Source organism: Georgenia sp. AZ-5 (assembly GCF_043952095.1).
In the GTDB taxonomy this organism is placed as follows: Bacteria; Actinomycetota; Actinomycetes; order Actinomycetales; family Actinomycetaceae; genus Georgenia.
Window position 1 is genome coordinate 3,064,571 of sequence record NZ_JBINOU010000001.1, and the last position, 15,689, is coordinate 3,080,259.

The window sequence follows — 15,689 nt, forward strand, 5'->3', positions numbered from 1 at the left end:
GGTGCGCTCGGACCGGCGGCGGCTGCGCGTGGTGAGCGCATCGGGCGCCGGCACCTCGGTGGTCGCGGTCGTGCCCTTGACGACGTGACGCGCCGCTAGCCTCCACCCCATGGCGCGAGTGATCTACAACACCGCATCGACGCTGAACGGCTTCCTCGCCGACGAGCAGGACTCCCTGAGCTGGCTCTTCGCCGTCGGCGGCGGCGAGGCCCCGGACACCGAGGCGTTCCTGCGCGGCATGGGGGCGATCGTCATGGGCTCGACCACGTACGAGTGGATCCTGCGGCAGGAGCGGATCCTGGAGCAGCGGGGGCGCTGGCAGGAGCTCGGGTACATGGCGAGCCTGCCGGCGTTCGTCTTCACCACCCGATCCCTGCCGGCCCCGGAGGGCGCCGACGTGCGCTTCGTGCGCGGCGCCGTGGCCGACGCGCTGCCGGAGGTGGTTCGGGCGGCGGGCGAGAAGGACGTGTGGGTGATGGGCGGCGGGGACCTGGCCGGGCAGTTTCTCGACGCCCGCGCGCTCGACGAGGTCCAGGTGTCGGTGGCGCCCGTGACGCTGCCGGGCGGGCGGCCGCTGCTCCCCCGGCGGGTCGAGTCGGACACGCTCGAGCTGCGCAGCGCGGAGCGGTTCGGGCAGTTCGTGCACCTCACCTACGGCGTTCGGCGGGCCGCCGGGGGCTAGACGGAGCTAAACGGGCACGGCGATCGCCACCAGGCGTTGCACGCTGGGCGCCCAGTCGAGCCGCTCCTGCTCGAGGCGCACGTCGCCCTCGGCGCGGAGCCGGGCCAGGACCTCGGCCTCCTCGGGGGTGAGCCGGGTCAGCGCCGCCCGGCTCGGCGCCGGCTCGGGCACCCACAGGTCGCGGTGCGCCTCGAGGGTCTCTAGGTCCATGAGCACCGATTCCGCCTGCGGGCAGCTGGTGCGGAGCTGGTCCAGGATGGCGAACCCGTGGCTGTCCAGGTCACCCCAGTACAGCACCCGGCCCTCGCTGACCCAGCCGATCCGGGCCAGCCGGTCCACGGCGTAGCCGCCGCCGTGGACGACGACGGCACCAGGCACCGCCGGCATGGCCACCACCGACTCGAGGTTCTCGAAGACGAACACGGTCCGGGGCCGGACCGGCAGGGCGTCGAGCTGCTCGATCGGCGCCGACACGTCGACCAGGCCGCCCGGCGCCAGCGCGGCGTCGAGGAAGCGCACCCGCACGAGCTCGGGCGGGCGCGCCAGCCCGAGGTCGTCCGAGCCGGTGAGCGCCCCGAACAGCCCGGCGACCAGGCCGCGGTGGCGCTCCACCCACTTCGTGTCCACGCCGCGCACGGGCAGCTGGCGGATGTAGCGGCCCGACCGCGGATGGGCCACCAGCCAGCGCAGCACCTCCTGCAGGCGCGCGAAGTCGGCGCCGGGCAGCGCGGCGACGGCGCGGGCGTGCCGGCGCACGACCGCCTCCACCGCCGGCCACTCCTCGAGCAGCGCGGCGACCCGGCCGGACAGGTCGCGCCAGTGCCGCGCCCGGCCGGCGAGCTCGGCGACCAGGGCCGGGTCCTCGAGCCGGACGCGCTCAGGCACGTCCTGCGCGCCGACGCTCGCCCACCGGCGCCGCGCCCACCGCACGCCGGGCACGCCGGCCTCCCGCCAGGACCGCACCCAGGCCACGGCGCCGGCCTGGTCCGCCAGCGCGGCCGCCTCGGTGGGCGCGTGCAGGGGCCGGTCGAGGAGGGCGGCGCCGTCGAGGCCGCCAGTCGCCGCGGCGATCGCCCACGTGGCGCCGAGCCGGTCGTACCGCTTCCGGGCCTCCTCGCGCACCTCGGCGACGCCCACCATCGCCCTCACGACGGCAGGTCCAGCGGCAGCGTCTCGGCGACGGCGGACGCCCCGCTCTCGGCCATGGCCGCAACCAGGCCCGCGTCGTCGATGGCGACCACCCCGACGCTCGACTGGCGGCGGTCCCGGCAGGTGGCCAGGCCGATCCCGCCGACGTAGTCCTCGAGGGTCTGCAGCAGCTTCAGGGGCGTGGCCAGGACCATGTGGAAGCCGAACTCCTGGAAGATGTCCATGGCCATCCGGGTGAAGGCCGAGTCGGCCTTGTCGAAGGCCTCGTCGAGGATGACGGTGCCGTACGTGGGGGTCTCCTCGGCGTCGGCCGCCAGCTGGTAGCGCAGCGCCGCGGCCAGGCAGAAGACCACGAGCTTCTGCTTCTGCCCGCCGGACAGGCCCGAGCCGGAGTCGTGCACGCTGACCACCTGGCCGGCTTCGTCGACCTCCACGCCGGTGAACCGCACGTGCCGGCGGGTGTCGAGGCACAGCTCCTGCCAGGCGCGGTCGCCCCCCTCGGAGGACATCAGCCGATGCATGAGCCGTTCCATGACCGCGAAGGTGGCCTCGGCCGAGTCGCGGTCGCGGTCCATCCAGGAGTCCGAGGCGATGGTCTGCAGGTCGGCGAGGAACTCGCGCGCGGCCGCGGAGCGGTTGTCGTCGACCTTGATCTGCAGGTAGCGGCCCTCGTCGAAGCGCGAGCGACGCAGGGATGCGTTCACGGGGGCGATCCGCTCGCGGATCTCCGCCGGGGCGCGGCGGATCTCGTTCGCGAGCTGGCCGACGTTGCGCCGCGACTGGCTCTCGAGCAGGTCGAAGAACCGCTGCTCGAACTCGGGCAGCCGGTCGGCCTGGAGGCGGGCGTGAATGTCGAGGAAGCCCGCCCGGTCGTCGATGTGGTCGGTGAGGTCGCCGGCCAGGGCCGGCCAGCGGCGGCGGAAGTCCCCGGTGATCCGGGTGATCGCCTTCTCCGCCTCGCGGGCGGCCTCCGACGCCGCGTCGCGCTCCGCCTCCAGGCCGGTGGCCACAGCTAGGGCGATCTTGTCGATCATGGCGTGCGTGATGACGCGGGTGGTCTTCGCCTCGTGGAAGCGCCGCTCGAGCTCGCCCTGGTGCGGGACGGGCGCGGCGTCGACGGAGGGGGCGAGGTCGGCGAGGACCGCGTCGAGCTGCTCCAGGGCCGCGCGGGCGGTGGCGACGGCGTCGCGCCGGCCCCGCTCGTGGTCGCGGGCGTCGTCGAGGGCCCGGGCGGCCTGCTGCTCCTCGTGCTCGGCGGCGCGCAGGTCCGTGTTGCCGTGCCGCAGCTCCGCCAGGCGGGTGCGGCTGCGATCGAGGGCGTTCGCCGCGGCCTCGACGTCGAGCTCGGACCACTCGTGACGCCCGAGCGCCGCGAGCACGTCGGCGCGGCGTTGGGCCTGGTCACGCTCGCGCTCGGCGGCGGCCAGCTTGGCGCGCACCGCGTCGAGCGCGGTGGTGACCTGGCGCAGCTCGCCGAGGAAGTGCTCGACCTTGGCGGTGTTGTCGGATCCGAGCACCCACCGGCCGCGGTCGTCCACGCGGAAGCGGTCGTCCTTCTCGTAACGCCCGCGGCCGCGCTTGACCTGCCCGGCCCGGGTCACGGCGCGGTCGAACCCGTGCAGGTCGCGCGCGTCCTCAACGCAGGCGTAGTCGTACTGGTGGGACAGCGTCGCGTGGAGCCACGGCGCCATCGGCCCGGCCGCGACCTCCACGCGGTGCACGAGCGAGTCGTCGGCGCGGGCCGGGCGCGGCGGATCGACCTGGCTGGGCACGGCCTCGAAGGCGAGACGGGTGCCCAGATGGAGGCGGTCCGCGGCGGCGGCGACCGCGTCGCGGTGCGCGGCGGGCACGAGCATCACGGTGGCCAGCGGCCGCAGCACCCGCTCGATGGCCCCGGTCCATACGGCGTGCTCGGGCCGGACCTGGAGGAGCTCGCCGGCGAAGGGCAGCGTGGCGGCCGTGAGCCCGGTCTCGTGGCAGATCATCCGGCGGGCATCGAGGAGCCGGGAGCCGAGGTTGGAGCGGGCGCCCTTGAGGGCCCGGAGCTCCCGGTCGATGGTCTCCTTGCGCCGGCGCAGATCGGCTGCCTCCTCGTGGAGCCGGAGGGCGGCCTCCCGCCGCCGTTCCTGGTCTGTTGCGAGGCGGTCGCGCTCCGCGCGGGCGGTGGCGCGCAACTCCTCGTACTCTCCGAACGTGGTCGGCACGATGATGCCGACGGCGGCCAGGTCCTCGGCGAGCCGGGCACGGGCGGCGGTGGCGGCCGAGACCGCCTTCTCGTCCAGGGTGACCTGCATGCGCTGCACCTCGAGCGCGCCGCCGCCGCGCTCGGCCACGAGCCGGCGAGCGACGTCGAGGCCTCGCTGGGCCTCCGCCGTCGCCGCCTCGGCGAGGGCGAGCTCGTGCTCGGCGGTGTGCAGGGCGGCCTCCGCCCCGACCCGCTCCTGCTCGGCGAGCGCGTGCTTCCAGGACCGGGCGAAGGGCTCGAGCGCGCGCCGCAGCTCGGCGGCCCGCGCCGCCGCGGCGGTGTGCTGGTCGTAGGCCGCGGCGCGCCCGGGCAGCGGCGCCAGCGCCTCGACCTGACGCCGGGCCTCGACGACCAGCCCGTGCGCCTGGGAGAGCTCGCCGAACTGGGCGACGGCGGTCTCGGCCATCCGCCGGGTCTGGGGCTCGTCGAGCATGAAGTTGCGGAAGAGGTCGTCGAGGTTGTCCAGGCTCTTCGCGGACTGGGTCTTGTGCAGCAGGATCAGCGCGCTCTCCCCCGAGATGCCGAGCAGGCGGCAGAACCGGGCGGAGAAGGCCGAGTGCTTGTCGGTCACGGTGGCCTTGGGCCAGGTCGCCTTGATCCGGCGCACGTCCAGGCCGGCGCGGGCGAACGGCTGGAAGTCGAGCAGGTCGACCGGCTCCTGGAGCAGCACGTGCAGCTCGGCGGCCTCGGCGGCGGTGTTGGCGCCGCGGCGCAGGTGGTAGAGCTTGACGAGGGAGACCGTGCCGCCGGCGCCGTCGGCGTAGCGCAGCAGGATGCCGCTCCAGGTCGCGCCCGGGCGCAGGTAGTCGCTGACCACCTCGCCGGTGGTCTCGTCCGCGCGGCGGCGCCACGCGCCGCGCACGTAGCTGGCCGTGGTGCGGTCGGCGCGCCGGGAGGCGCCGTCGGCCGCGGCGGCGTTGAAGCGCAGCTTGCCGCGCGGCACCAGCACCGCGGCGACGGCGTCCACGAGCGAGGACTTCCCCGAGCCGGAGTGGCCCGTGAGCAGGAAGCCCTTGCGGGCGACGTCGAGGCGGTGGTGGCCGTCGAAGGTGCCCCAGTTGACCACCTCGACGCGGTCCAGCCGCCACTGGCCGGGATGGACCACGTCGACGGCGCTCACTGGTCCCCCTCGTCGGCTGCGGCGCCGGCGGCGGCGTCCTCGTCGGGCGTCGCTTCCGGCGAGGCCGGCGGCGGGGCACCGTCGTCGGTCCGTGCCGCGAGCCGGGCGTACTCCGCCTGCACGGCGGCGATCTCCTCGGCGCTGAACACCAGGCGCAGGACCGGGGAGACCTCGAACCGGCCCTCGGTGCTGGTGCGCGCGAGGATGCCGTACTTCTCGAGCTTGCCCCAGGAGGCGTTGATGCGTTTGCCGAACAGCGCCGGGTCGGCGTTGTCCTTGCCCCGGTAGACCTGCAGCTGGTCGGCGACCTCGTCGGCGCCGACGATCACGCGCTCGGCGCCGCCCGCCTGGAGCAGCTGCTGGCGCAGGTGCAGGAGCAGCGCGGTGTCCAGAAACGTCAGCGGCGCGGACCGCACTACCCGGGGCGCGTCGAGGCCGTCGGGCTCGGCGTTGCGGACGAAGGCCACCTGCGCCTGGGTGTCGACCACGAGGTCGAGGAACAGGTCCGCCAGCCGCGAGCGGATGGCGCCCTCGTCGTTGAGCAGGGCGTTCCACAGGTGGCCCTGGCGCCGGGCGGACAGGTACGGGCCGCGCAGCAGCTGGACCAGGGCGCGACGCGACGCCTCCCGCAGCGTGCCGGTGTCGCCCGGCCACAGGGCGCCCGGCTCGCCCGCGGCGTCCGGACCGTCCGCCGCGGCCGCGGCGGCGGGCGTCGCCGCGGCGGCGGGCGTGACGGCGTCGATGAGCTGCTCGGTCATGGCAGGGCCTCCTCGAACAGGTACAGCGGGACGGTGCCGGTGCGCGGCACGCCGGTGGTGGACGTCCAGCGAACGGTCTCCCCGCCGTCGAGCGCGGCCGCGTGCTGCTCCGCCAGGACGAGCAGGCCGACGACGCTGGCCACGCCCTGGGTGGCGGGGCGCTCCGCGAGGACCTCCGCGATGGTGACGGGGCCGCGGCGGGCGAGGACGTCGTTGACGTTGCCGGTCAGCTCCGCCATGTCGATCTCCGCGGCCCGCGACAGCTCGCGCAGGGCGGCGACGTCCACGGGCGGGGCCTCGCGGGTGGTGACGTCCGTCGTCGTCTCGGAGTCGGCGGGGTTGTGCAGCCGCAGGACGGCGACGGAGTCCAGCGGCACGGCGGCCAGGTCCAGGCGAAGGGTGGTGCGCTGGTAGGGCGGGACGCTGTCGGGCAGTCCCATGGCGTCGCGCAGCGCCTCGCGGAGCAGGCGGTTGATGCGCCGGTCCTCCTGGAACTCCTGGCTCTGCACGAACCGGCGCAGGCTGCGGCTGAAGGCGGTCATGACGTCGTGGACCTCGGCGCTGCGGTCCTGGAGGGAGGGCAGCATGCGGCGCAGCACGCGGGCCTGGGCGGGCGCCAGCTCGGCCGCGAACGGCCGGTCGAGCAGCCCGGCGACGTCGTCCTCGAACGCGGTGCTGCGCTCGGCGTCGAGGATGAGGGAGTAGAAGCCGGTGAAGCTGCGCCCGGCGTCGGACTCGGCGAGGTGGTCGACGCCGCGGAAGATGTCGTCCAGCACGGTGCCGCGCGAGTCGGCCTGCTCGATGAGCCGCTCGCGCAGCGAGCGGTTGAGCTGCTCCATCTCGGAGCGCACCCGGGCGAAGTCCGCGGGCAGCTCCTCGGCGAGCGTGAGGATGTCCCGGGCCCGCTCCACGGCCCGCTCCGGCGCGAGCACCTCGAAGTCCCCGGCGGAGACGCGGGCGATCTCGGCGTCGAGCCGGTCGCGCTGCTCCTGCAGGGCCGCGAGGCGGGAGGTGGCGTCGGGGTCGGTCAGCACGGCGAGCTCGCGGACGCGCTCGAGGATCGTGGACAGGCGCGACTCGGTGACCGACTGGGGTGGGTCGATGAGCTGGGTGACGAAGCGGATCGCGGTGAGGGCGCCGGCGGAGAGCTCGAACGTCTCCTCGCGCGCGCCCTCCGCCGCCCGCCGGATGAGGAAGCCGGCGTCGCGCCAGGTGGCGCAGTACGCCTGCGCGGTCCGCGGCAGGTCGAACCCGTGGTCGCGGAGGACGGCGAGATCCTCCTCCAGGCGCTCGAAGAGCACCGGCGCGGGCAGCCGCTTCTCGTCGCCGGCGAGGTGGGCACCGAGCATGGCGACGACCGGTCCGGCGTGCTGGGCGCGCAGGAGCGACCAGGCGGGGCTCGCCTCGGACAGCCGCTGGGCGGCCAGAGCGGTGCGGAGCATGCTCACGGGCGCGACTCTAACGACGCCCGGGGACATCGCGGCTCAACGGCCCGCCCGACGGGCGAGCAACTCAGTGCGAAGGCGTGAGCACCTCGACGGCGCACCGCACCCCCGGCGCCCCGGCGAGCCGCCGATCCCCCGTGAGCAGGTCCGCCCCGAGCGCTTCGGCGAGCGCGACGTAGACGGCGGACGGTCAGGTTGTCACGCAGCTCCCATGCCCGACCAGGAGAGGCTGGTGAGGGGCCCGCAGCGCAGGGATCGCACGTAAGTCTTCCAGGGCCAAGGTCGCCCGGCGCAGGTCGACGGCGCCCGCGTCGAGACGGCACCGCAGGACCGACGCGACCTCGAGATCGGCCAGCTCGGGGACGGCGAGCCGCTCCCCTCGAAGCCGCGGCCTCGCGCGATCCCCGTCGTCACCATCGTCCGCGAGTGCGACGACCAGGACGCCGGCGTCAACGACCAGCGCGCTCGTGCCTCAGCGCCGCGACGGCATCGCGAGCGCGTTGCATCTCGGTTGTCATCGACGAGATGTCGATCGCGCACCGACCGGTCACTTGGCCCGTCGATGCACAACTAACGTCTCAGCGTTGGGGGCCGGGTTTCAGGTGATGTCGCTCCGCAGCGTCGTGAGCCGCCCGACCAGGGCGAACACGAGCCCGTAGCCGAGCAGCACGAGCAGGCCCGCCCAGGACGGCAGCAGCCCCGCGGCGAGGCCGGAGTCGGCGTAGAAGGAGCTGCCCGTGATGGCCTCCCCCGCCGCGCCGGGCAGGAACTTCGCGACGCCCGCCAGCGCGTCCACCTGGCCCAGGACGACGCGCAGGATCGGCTCGACGAACTGGGTGAAGGCGAGCAGCACGACGATGACGGCGACCTGGTTGGTCAGCCAGGTGCCGAACCCGACGCCCACCACCGTCCACACGGTCAGGGCGAGCACGGACAGGCCCGCGCTGCGCAGCACCACCGGGTCGGTGAGGTAGGTCGGCTCCCCGAGCAGGGCGAGCACGCCCGCGCCGGCGCCGACGGTTGCCGCGGTGCCCACGAGTCCGAACAGCAGCCCGACGGCGACGCTGGAGAGCATCTTCGCGGTGAGGACCAGCGTGCGGCGCGGCTCGGCCAGCAGCGTGGGCGTGATCGTCTGGTGGCGGAACTCGCTGGTCATGGCCAGCGCGCCGACGACCACGGGGAAGACGTACCCCAGGGAGGTGGCGGTGGTGTAGATGGTGCGCGCCACCTGCTCGACCGGCATCGGGCCGGCCGGCTCGGCCCCGGGTATCCCGCCGGTCATCGCGGCCGGGTCTTGCGCCAGCACCCACGCCAGGATCGCGGCGAGGAACGCCATGTAGGCGGCCATGGCCGCCAGCAGCACCCACCACAGGCGGGTGCTGACGAGCTTGCGGTACTCGGTGACCAGCGCGGCATTCATCGCCGGCTCCTTCCCGCTGGGACGTCGGCCGTTCGCTCCCCGACCAGCCGCAGGAAGATGTCCTCGAGCCCGATCTCGCGCGGGACCAGCTCGTGCACCTCCAGGCCCGCCGCGTACGCCCGCGCGCCGACCTCGGCCGCGGAGACGCGGCGGACGACGGCGACGGCGACCCCCGGCCGAGACTCGCCGTCGAGCCTGTCGGCCCAGCCCTCGCGGGTGATGAGCTCGGCCAGGCCGGCGGCGTCCGGCGAGACGACCCGAACGCTCGGCTCCGCCAGCGCCGCGAGCTCGGCGAGGGGGGAGGTGTGCACGAGCGCACCGCGGGCGATGATGACGACGTCGTCGACGGTCTGCTCGACCTCCGAGAGCACGTGGCTGGAGACGAGGACCGTGCGGCCCTCGTCCGCCAGGTACCGCAGCATCCGCCGGAGCCACGCGATGCCCTCGGGGTCCAGCCCGTTCGCCGGCTCGTCCAGCACCAGCACGCGCGGGCCGCCCAGCAGGGTCGTCGCCAGCCCCAGGCGCTGGCGCATGCCCAGCGAGAAGCCGCCGACCCTGCGGTCCGCGACCGGCCCCAGGCCGACGAGGTCGAGCACCTCCCGGCACCGGGCGTCGCCCACCCCCACCTGCGGGGCGTAGACGCGGAGGTGGTCCAGAGCGCTGCGGCCGGGGTGGAAGCTGGCCGCCTCGAGCGCCGCGCCGACGGTGCGCATCGGGCGCCGCAGCTCGGCGTAGGTCCGGCCGCCGATGGTTGCCGTGCCCGCCGTCTGCCGCACCAGGCCGAGCAGGATCCGCAGCGTGGTGGTCTTCCCGGCCCCGTTCGGCCCCAGGAAGCCCGTCACGCGGCCGGGGCGGACGGTGAACGAGAGGTCGCCCACCGCGCGCACGGCGCCGAACTCCTTGGTGAGGTGCTCGACGGCGATCACGCCGTCGGCCGTCGTCGCGGTCACTGCCGTCCTCGCTTCACTGGGCCCCGACGCCGTGCCGGCACCGGGCCGCGTCTCGCGGTCGCGCCTCACGTTACTGGCGGAGGGTTGCCGCCGAACCCCTTCCGGCCAGTGTCGTAATGAATCGCCCGCACACCTCCCTGCAGGTCGAGACCGCGTTCAGCCGGGAGAGCCGGGGCGAGGTCGACGCGATCCTCGAGCGCGCCGTCGCCGCCGGCGGCACCGAGCACCGCGAGGCCCAGGACTACGGGTTCATGTACGCCCGCGACTTCGAAGACCCGGACGGCAACCTGTTCAGCGCCGTCTGGATGGACTCCGTCGCCGCGGAGCAAGGCCCCGAGGCGTACATGGCGCAGCAGGGACAGCAGGAGGCGGGCGCCTGACCGATGGGCGCCCGGAGCTACGGCCAGTACTGCGGTGTCGTCACGGCCCTCGAGCTGGTCGGCGAACGATGGGCCCTGCTCATCGTCCGCGACCTGCTCGTGGGACCGCGGCGCTGCACCGACCTCAAGCAGGGCCTCCCCCGCATCCCGACGAACATCCTCAGCACCCGGCTCAAGGAGCTGCAGGCGGCGGGCGTCATCCACCGCGTCCCGCTCGCCCACGGCCTCGTCTACGAGCTCACCGAGTTCGGGCGCGGGCTCGAGGACGTCGTCCTGGCGCTGGGGCGGTGGAGCTTCAGGGCCATGGGCGAGCCGGACCCGGGGGACGTCGTCACCGCCGACTCGATGACCATCGCGCTGCGCACCGGGTTCCGTCCGGAGGCCGCCGCGGCACTGCCGCCCACGACGTGCGAGGCGCACATCGGCGATGTCGTCCTCACCCTCGCCGTCGCCGACGGCGCCCTCACCGTCACGCGGGCGCCGCTCCCCGGCGCGACTTGGCCTTTGCCGCCGGACCCGGGATCCGCGCGGTGATCTCCGGCGAGGTCTCCCCGCCCAGGCGAACGACCGGGGCATCGTGCGCGTGCTCGACGGCGACGCCGAGCTCCTGGGTCGCTTCGCCGTGACGTTCCACCTCGCCGCGGAGCCGGCGCCCGCCACCACCTGAGGCGTCACGACCCGCCGGGTGTACCCCGCGCAGCCGCGTTACGAAGAAGGGCACTGCCCGGCGAGGCCCCGGCTGCGGGTCCGGCTCATCCGCGCACGGAAAGTGCTGCGGGAGGCACCGCCACTAGTGCCGTCCTCCTCGCCAGGTCTGCGCCACGGCGGCCATCCCCTCGCGGACGCTCGGGTACGCCGGCGCCCAGCCGAGCTCGCGCCTGGCCTTGCCGTTGTCGAGCCGGATGCTCGCGCGGGTGATGATCGTGCCGAGGTAGGGCGAGGCGAGGAAGGCGGCGTCCGGCAGCCGCGGCGGGGGCGGAGCGCCGGCGGCCACGGCGACGGCGTCGAGGTACTCCGTCCACGTCAGGGGGTGGTCGTCGGCGACGTTGTAGGCCTGACCCGGCCGCGCGCGCTCGAGGGCGGCGACGGTCGCGGCCGCGGCGTCGTCGAGGTGCACCGCGGACATGGCGCTGCCCCGCCTCGGCGCGGGCAGGCGTCGCTTCGCGGCCATGCCCAGCAGCCAGTGCGTCCCCGGCTCGGAGCCGTAGAAGAACCCGTACCGCAGCGCGACGCCGTCGAGGTCCGGCGCGGCCAGGACGTGCTGCTCGTTGGCCCGCATCGCGGCGACGTGGACGTCAAAGCGGCCGCCCCCGGCGGGACCGAGCGGCGCGTCCTCCGTCAGCGCCCCGTCCCCGTGGTCGACGAAGCCGTAGACGTACAGGAAGGACTGCGTGACGAACCGCCGGGCGCCGACCTGTCGAGCCGCCTGGAGCAGGTTGGCCGTGCCGCGGGTGCGCAGGCGGTCCGTCGGATACAGGTCCCGGTGGCGCATGGGTGTCCGGCTGAGGGCCGTGCCCTGGTGGACGACGGCGTCGGCGCGCACACCGTCGAGCGCGCGCAGGACCCCGTCGCGGTCGAGGACGTCGGCCACGACGCCCTCGGCGCCGGCGGCTTGGAGGCGGCGCGCGCCGTCGTCGTGGCGCGTGAGGCCCACGACCTCGTGGCCGCCGGCGAGCAGCCGCTGGGTCAGCGGTCTGCCGATCGCGCCGGTAGCCCCGGCGATCAGCACCCTCATCGTTCCTCCCGGACTGTCCGACGTCGCGCCAACGTAGCGAAGGGCGAGTGGCGGGATGCGTGAATCCCGGGGTGGCAAGCTCGCTGGGGCGGAAGCCGTGCCGGTTGCGGCCGTTGACCTCATCGACCCGCCGGCGCCAGCATGCCCACCGTGACCTACGACTTCGACGCGGCGCTGTGGGTCTGGGACGCGCGGCAGGCCGACACGTGGACCTTCGTCTCCCTACCGACGGACATCGCCGACGAGGTGGACGAGCTCACCGCGCCCTTCTCCCGGGGCTTCGGCTCGGTGCGCGTCGAGGTCACGGTCGGCGGCAGCGTCTGGCGGACGTCGATCTTCCCCAGCAAGACGGAGGGCACCTACGTGCTGCCCATCAAGAAGGCGGTCCGGCGGGCCGAGCAGCTCACGGCAGGCGACACGGCGCGAGTGCGGATCGAGCTGCTCGACGTCGGAGGGCGCTGACGCGGACGTCTCAGCGGCTGATCGGGGAAGGCCGCGGACGCGTGGGCCCGGCGCCGGGTGCCGGCGCCGGGCCACATCGTTTCTGCGACCGCGGATCGGAAGGTCCGTGCCGGTCAGCTGCCGGAGAGCCGCCTCAGGCCCGCTGCTCGGCCTTCTGCTCGGCGTGCTTGCCCTCGGCGATCTCCTCGACGACCTTGGCGTTGAACGCGGGCAGGTCGGAAGGGGTGCGGCTGCTGACGAGGCCGGCGTCGACCACGACCTCCTCGTCCACCCAGTTCGCGCCGGCGTTGCGCAGGTCGGTACGCAGGCTCGGGTAGGAGGTCATCGTGCGGCCCTTGACCACGTCGGCGTCCGTGAGGATCCAGCCGCCGTGGCAGATCACCCCGACCGGCTTCTGCTGCTCGAAGAAGGCTCGGGTGAAGGCCACCGCCCTCTCGTCCATGCGGATCTTGTCGCCGTTGACCACGCCACCGGGCAGCACCAGCCCGTCGAAGTCGTCGGCGTTCGCCTCGCCGACCGACAGGTCGACCGTGGCCTCGTGGCCCTTCTTGCCCGTGATGGTGCCGGATTCGGACGAGACCAGGGTCGCCGTCGCCCCGGCGGACGTCACCGCCTCCCAGGGCGAGGTCAGCTCGGAGTCCTCGAAGCCGTTCGTGGCCAGGAAGGCGATCCGCTTGCCGTTCAGGTCCGCCATCATGTGCTCCTCTCGTTCGGTTGGGACACTTCGACCGTACGAGCCGCAAGCGGAACTCGCCGCTCGAGGCACGGAGCAACCGCCGCCTCGGCCGGATGTGGTGTGTCTGCTGGAAGGGGCAAGGGCCATGGCCGACGAGCACGACCTCCAGCGCTTCGTCACCGCGCAGGGCGGCGGCGTCTACGACCAGGCGCTCGGCGAGCTGCGCCGCGGCCGCAAGACCGGCCACTGGATGTGGTTCGTCTTCCCGCAGATCGCCGGGCTCGGCAGCAGCGAGATGTCCCGCCGCTACGCCATCGCCTCGCTCGGCGAGGCGAAGGCGTACCTGGATCACCAGGTGCTGGGGCCGCGGCTGCGCGAGTGCGCGCGGGCGGTGGCCGAGAGCGATGCGCCCGACGCCGAGACGATCCTCGGCGGCATCGACGCCGTCAAGCTGCGCTCGTCGATGACGCTGTTCGCGCGGGCGGCGCCCGACGAGCCGGTGTTCAGGCGGGTGCTGGACCGCTTCTTCGGCGGCGCCGAGGACCCGGAGACGCTCGACTGGCTCTGAGTCCCGCCGCACGCGCACCCATGGGCTCCGTCAAGTCTCGCCTTCCAAGTCTCGCCTTCGCCGCGACAGGTCACTCTTGGAGCGAGCGGTCGATCGACCTGTCGATGCAGAAGTGACGTCTCGGCGGTGGGTTAGGGGAAGCGGTTAGGTGAGTCACGGCGCCGGGTGGTCAGCCGGCCGGCCGCGGCGAACAGCACCGCGTAGCGGAGCAGCACCAGCAGGCCTTCCCACGAAGGCAGCAGGCCGGGGGCCATGCCGGTATCGGCGTAGAACGAGCCGCCGATGATGGCCTCCACCGCGGCGCCAGGCAGGAACTTCGCGACGCCGCCCACCCGTGCAACCGGGTTGCTCTGAGCTCGGCCTGGCTGTCTCGCCGTGGGCCAGTCGATCTGGAAATGACGCGCGAGTAGACCAAGGGAAACTAGGGGGCTCATGCGAACCGAGGCGAACGCGCCTCTCGCGCCAAGGCCAGGTTCATCATCGCCGACAACGGCCGGCCGGTCGCACGCGTGATCCCCATTGTCGACGTTGTGGGGCCTACCCCACCTCCTCCAGCAAGAGCTCGCCGGCCAGATGGCCGAGCGCCATGGTGGGAGCGGCGGTCCCACCCGACGGCTGCCGCGGGAATACCGAGGTGTCGGCCACGCGGAGGCCGCCGACGCCGCGCACGCGCAGCCGGGCGTCCACGACCGAATCCTCCGAGCGACCGACGGCGCACGAGCCGACGGCATGGAAGATCCCCGACCCGGCGTCGAGGGCGTGCCTGGCGACGTCGTCGTCCGTCCGCACCCCGTCGCCCGGGACCGTCTCGCCGACGACGACGCCGCCGAGCGCGGACGAGGCCAGCACCTCCCGGATGCGGTCGAGCACCACGCGCGACAGGTGCCGGTCGTGGTCGGTGGCGAGCCCGGCGGCGTCGATCCGTGGCGGGTCGGTCGGCAGGGGGCCGCCGACGTGGACCGAGCAGGCGGTGGTGGGCTGGAGCACGTAGCCCTGCATCATCAGGCCCGGATGATCGGCCACGCGCAGCCCGCTGTCGTCGGTCGCCAGCATCGTGGCGAGGATCTGGAGGTCGGGCACCCCGTCGGCGGTGCTGGCGGCGAGCGCGGCGAGCTCGTAGGGGCCGGAGGCCAGCGGACCGCCGCGGGTGAGCAGGTACCGGGCGGCCTGGGCGGCCACCTTCGCGGGGTGGTCGAGCAGCGGCCCGACACCGAGGCCGTCCCGCAGTCGCGCCTTGACGGTCACGGCACGCTGCTCGATCAGGCCCTCGCCTACCGCGGGGCACTCGACGAGCGGCTCGATCCCCGCGCCCCGCAGCACGCCGCCGTTCCCGATGCCCGAGCGTTCCAGCAGCAGCGGCGTCTCGAGCGCGCCGGCGCAGACCACGACCTCCCGCCGGGCCCGGTGGAGCACCGCCGCCCCGTCGTGGGCGACGACTACGCCGACGGCCCGCGCGCCGTCGAGCACCAGGCGAGCCGCCCGCGCCCCGGTGAGCACCGCAAGGTTCGCACGCCGTCGCGCACGGTCCAGGAACGCCGTGGCGGCGGTCACGCGCCGCCCGCGCCGGACGGTGGCCGGTGTTGCTCCGGAGCGCGCTCCCGTCGCGGCGTTGAGGTCCGCGACCGCCGGCATGCCGGCCGAGGCGAGTGCACCGGCCACCGCGGCGGCGACGCCGTCGCCCCCGGGTGTCGGTGCTACCGGCAGGCGCCGCTCGATCGCCCGGAACGCCCGCTCCCACGCTGGCCATGCCCAGTTGGGCCCGAGCTCGACGCCGAGGCGCTCGTAGATGTGGCGCTCTCCGCGCAGGTACATCGAGCCATTGATCGTCGTCGAGCCGCCGAGGCCCCGGCCGCGGAGCCACGTCTGGGGACGCCCGTTGGCCAGCGGCCCGGTCACGTACCGGTATGTGAGCCGCGATGACTGCATCGTGACCACGAACCCCATCGGGACCGGGACGAGGGGATGGCGTGGTCTGGTCCCCGCTTCGAGGAGCAGCACCGTGTGCGCGCCGTCTTCGCTGAGTCGGTCGGCGACGACGCAGCCCGCCGCGCCGGCGCCGACGACGACGTAGTCGGCAACGAGTCCGTCGCGCACGGGGT

Annotated in this window: 16 protein-coding genes; 5 read left to right on the top strand and 11 right to left on the bottom strand. The window is 74.4% G+C overall.

Annotated elements, in window-relative coordinates:
- Nucleotides 1-109 precede the first annotated feature (109 nt).
- Complete coding sequence (locus tag ACF0H8_RS14315; RefSeq protein WP_395289563.1) at nt 110-682, top strand: dihydrofolate reductase family protein; 573 nt, start codon at nt 110-112, stop codon at nt 680-682.
- 6 nt (nt 683-688) lie between these two features.
- On the opposite strand, the gene ACF0H8_RS14320 is transcribed toward ACF0H8_RS14315, so the two are convergent.
- From ACF0H8_RS14320 to ACF0H8_RS14350, 7 genes are all read right to left on the bottom strand, one after another.
- Entirely contained in the window at nt 689-1,822 is a 1,134-nt protein-coding gene (locus ACF0H8_RS14320; protein ID WP_395290898.1) for a Wadjet anti-phage system protein JetD domain-containing protein, read from the bottom strand.
- Between the two features lie 5 nt (nt 1,823-1,827).
- Complete coding sequence (locus ACF0H8_RS14325; protein WP_395289564.1) at nt 1,828-5,196, bottom strand: ATP-binding protein; 3,369 nt, start codon at nt 5,194-5,196, stop codon at nt 1,828-1,830.
- A complete protein-coding gene (locus ACF0H8_RS14330) occupies nt 5,193-5,954 on the bottom strand; it encodes a DUF4194 domain-containing protein (protein ID WP_395289565.1) in 762 nt (253 codons plus the stop codon). Before ACF0H8_RS14330 ends, ACF0H8_RS14325 begins: the two co-directional genes overlap by 4 nt.
- Nucleotides 5,951-7,396: a DUF3375 domain-containing protein gene (locus ACF0H8_RS14335; RefSeq protein WP_395290899.1), complete on the bottom strand. Its 1,446-nt coding sequence runs from the start codon at nt 7,394-7,396 to the stop codon at nt 5,951-5,953. Before ACF0H8_RS14335 ends, ACF0H8_RS14330 begins: the two co-directional genes overlap by 4 nt.
- Nucleotides 7,397-7,589: 193 nt before the next feature.
- Entirely contained in the window at nt 7,590-7,859 is a 270-nt protein-coding gene (locus ACF0H8_RS14340; RefSeq protein WP_395290900.1) for a PIN domain-containing protein, read from the bottom strand.
- A gap of 138 nt (nt 7,860-7,997) precedes the next feature.
- Complete coding sequence (locus tag ACF0H8_RS14345; RefSeq protein ID WP_395289566.1) at nt 7,998-8,819, bottom strand: ABC transporter permease; 822 nt, start codon at nt 8,817-8,819, stop codon at nt 7,998-8,000.
- Nucleotides 8,816-9,769 carry an ATP-binding cassette domain-containing protein gene (locus ACF0H8_RS14350; protein ID WP_395289567.1) on the bottom strand — a complete coding sequence of 318 codons (954 nt, stop codon included), beginning with the start codon at nt 9,767-9,769 and terminating at the stop codon, nt 8,816-8,818. Before ACF0H8_RS14350 ends, ACF0H8_RS14345 begins: the two co-directional genes overlap by 4 nt.
- Before the next feature lie 116 nt (nt 9,770-9,885).
- Here ACF0H8_RS14350 and ACF0H8_RS14355 point away from each other — a divergent pair, with 116 nt between their 5' ends.
- Both ACF0H8_RS14355 and ACF0H8_RS14360 read left to right on the top strand, forming a co-directional pair.
- Nucleotides 9,886-10,149: a VOC family protein gene (locus tag ACF0H8_RS14355; protein WP_395289568.1), complete on the top strand. Its 264-nt coding sequence runs from the start codon at nt 9,886-9,888 to the stop codon at nt 10,147-10,149.
- 3 nt (nt 10,150-10,152) lie between these two features.
- Complete coding sequence (locus ACF0H8_RS14360; RefSeq protein ID WP_395289569.1) at nt 10,153-10,683, top strand: winged helix-turn-helix transcriptional regulator; 531 nt, start codon at nt 10,153-10,155, stop codon at nt 10,681-10,683.
- Nucleotides 10,684-10,939: 256 nt separating this feature from the next.
- Here the strand turns inward: ACF0H8_RS14360 and ACF0H8_RS14365 are convergent, their stop codons facing one another.
- The gene (locus ACF0H8_RS14365; protein WP_395289570.1) at nt 10,940-11,884 is read right to left on the bottom strand and encodes an NAD-dependent epimerase/dehydratase family protein; all 945 of its coding nucleotides are present in this window, start codon (nt 11,882-11,884) and stop codon (nt 10,940-10,942) included.
- A 141-nt stretch (nt 11,885-12,025) separates the two neighbouring features.
- Here ACF0H8_RS14365 and ACF0H8_RS14370 point away from each other — a divergent pair, with 141 nt between their 5' ends.
- A complete protein-coding gene (locus ACF0H8_RS14370) occupies nt 12,026-12,346 on the top strand; it encodes a DUF1905 domain-containing protein (RefSeq protein WP_395289571.1) in 321 nt (106 codons plus the stop codon).
- A gap of 133 nt (nt 12,347-12,479) precedes the next feature.
- Here ACF0H8_RS14370 and ACF0H8_RS14375 read toward each other — a convergent pair whose 3' ends face one another.
- Nucleotides 12,480-13,040 (bottom strand): type 1 glutamine amidotransferase domain-containing protein, encoded by a 561-nt coding sequence (locus ACF0H8_RS14375; RefSeq protein ID WP_395289572.1) that lies wholly within the window; start codon nt 13,038-13,040, stop codon nt 12,480-12,482.
- Nucleotides 13,041-13,167: 127 nt separating this feature from the next.
- Between ACF0H8_RS14375 and ACF0H8_RS14380 the strand changes: the two genes are divergently transcribed.
- Nucleotides 13,168-13,590, top strand: a complete 423-nt coding sequence (locus ACF0H8_RS14380; protein WP_395289573.1) for a DUF1810 domain-containing protein — start codon at nt 13,168-13,170, stop codon at nt 13,588-13,590.
- Between the two features lie 131 nt (nt 13,591-13,721).
- Here the strand turns inward: ACF0H8_RS14380 and ACF0H8_RS14385 are convergent, their stop codons facing one another.
- Entirely contained in the window at nt 13,722-13,922 is a 201-nt protein-coding gene (locus ACF0H8_RS14385) for a hypothetical protein (RefSeq protein WP_395289574.1), read from the bottom strand.
- 205 nt (nt 13,923-14,127) lie between these two features.
- Nucleotides 14,128-15,684 carry a GMC family oxidoreductase gene (locus ACF0H8_RS14390; protein ID WP_395289575.1) on the bottom strand — a complete coding sequence of 519 codons (1,557 nt, stop codon included), beginning with the start codon at nt 15,682-15,684 and terminating at the stop codon, nt 14,128-14,130.
- Nucleotides 15,685-15,689: the final 5 nt, after the last annotated feature.

Coding starts and splice junctions, on each gene's coding strand:
- ACF0H8_RS14365 (WP_395289570.1), bottom strand. CDS start 11,884: ATGAGGGTGCTGATCGCCGGGGCTACCGGCGCGATCGGCAGACCGCTG.
- ACF0H8_RS14380 (WP_395289573.1), top strand. CDS start 13,168: ATGGCCGACGAGCACGACCTCCAGCGCTTCGTCACCGCGCAGGGCGGC.
- ACF0H8_RS14375 (WP_395289572.1), bottom strand. CDS start 13,040: ATGGCGGACCTGAACGGCAAGCGGATCGCCTTCCTGGCCACGAACGGC.
- ACF0H8_RS14335 (WP_395290899.1), bottom strand. CDS start 7,396: ATGCTCCGCACCGCTCTGGCCGCCCAGCGGCTGTCCGAGGCGAGCCCC.
- ACF0H8_RS14330 (WP_395289565.1), bottom strand. CDS start 5,954: ATGACCGAGCAGCTCATCGACGCCGTCACGCCCGCCGCCGCGGCGACG.
- ACF0H8_RS14370 (WP_395289571.1), top strand. CDS start 12,026: ATGCCCACCGTGACCTACGACTTCGACGCGGCGCTGTGGGTCTGGGAC.
- ACF0H8_RS14360 (WP_395289569.1), top strand. CDS start 10,153: ATGGGCGCCCGGAGCTACGGCCAGTACTGCGGTGTCGTCACGGCCCTC.
- ACF0H8_RS14315 (WP_395289563.1), top strand. CDS start 110: ATGGCGCGAGTGATCTACAACACCGCATCGACGCTGAACGGCTTCCTC.
- ACF0H8_RS14320 (WP_395290898.1), bottom strand. CDS start 1,822: ATGGTGGGCGTCGCCGAGGTGCGCGAGGAGGCCCGGAAGCGGTACGAC.
- ACF0H8_RS14345 (WP_395289566.1), bottom strand. CDS start 8,819: ATGAATGCCGCGCTGGTCACCGAGTACCGCAAGCTCGTCAGCACCCGC.
- ACF0H8_RS14355 (WP_395289568.1), top strand. CDS start 9,886: ATGAATCGCCCGCACACCTCCCTGCAGGTCGAGACCGCGTTCAGCCGG.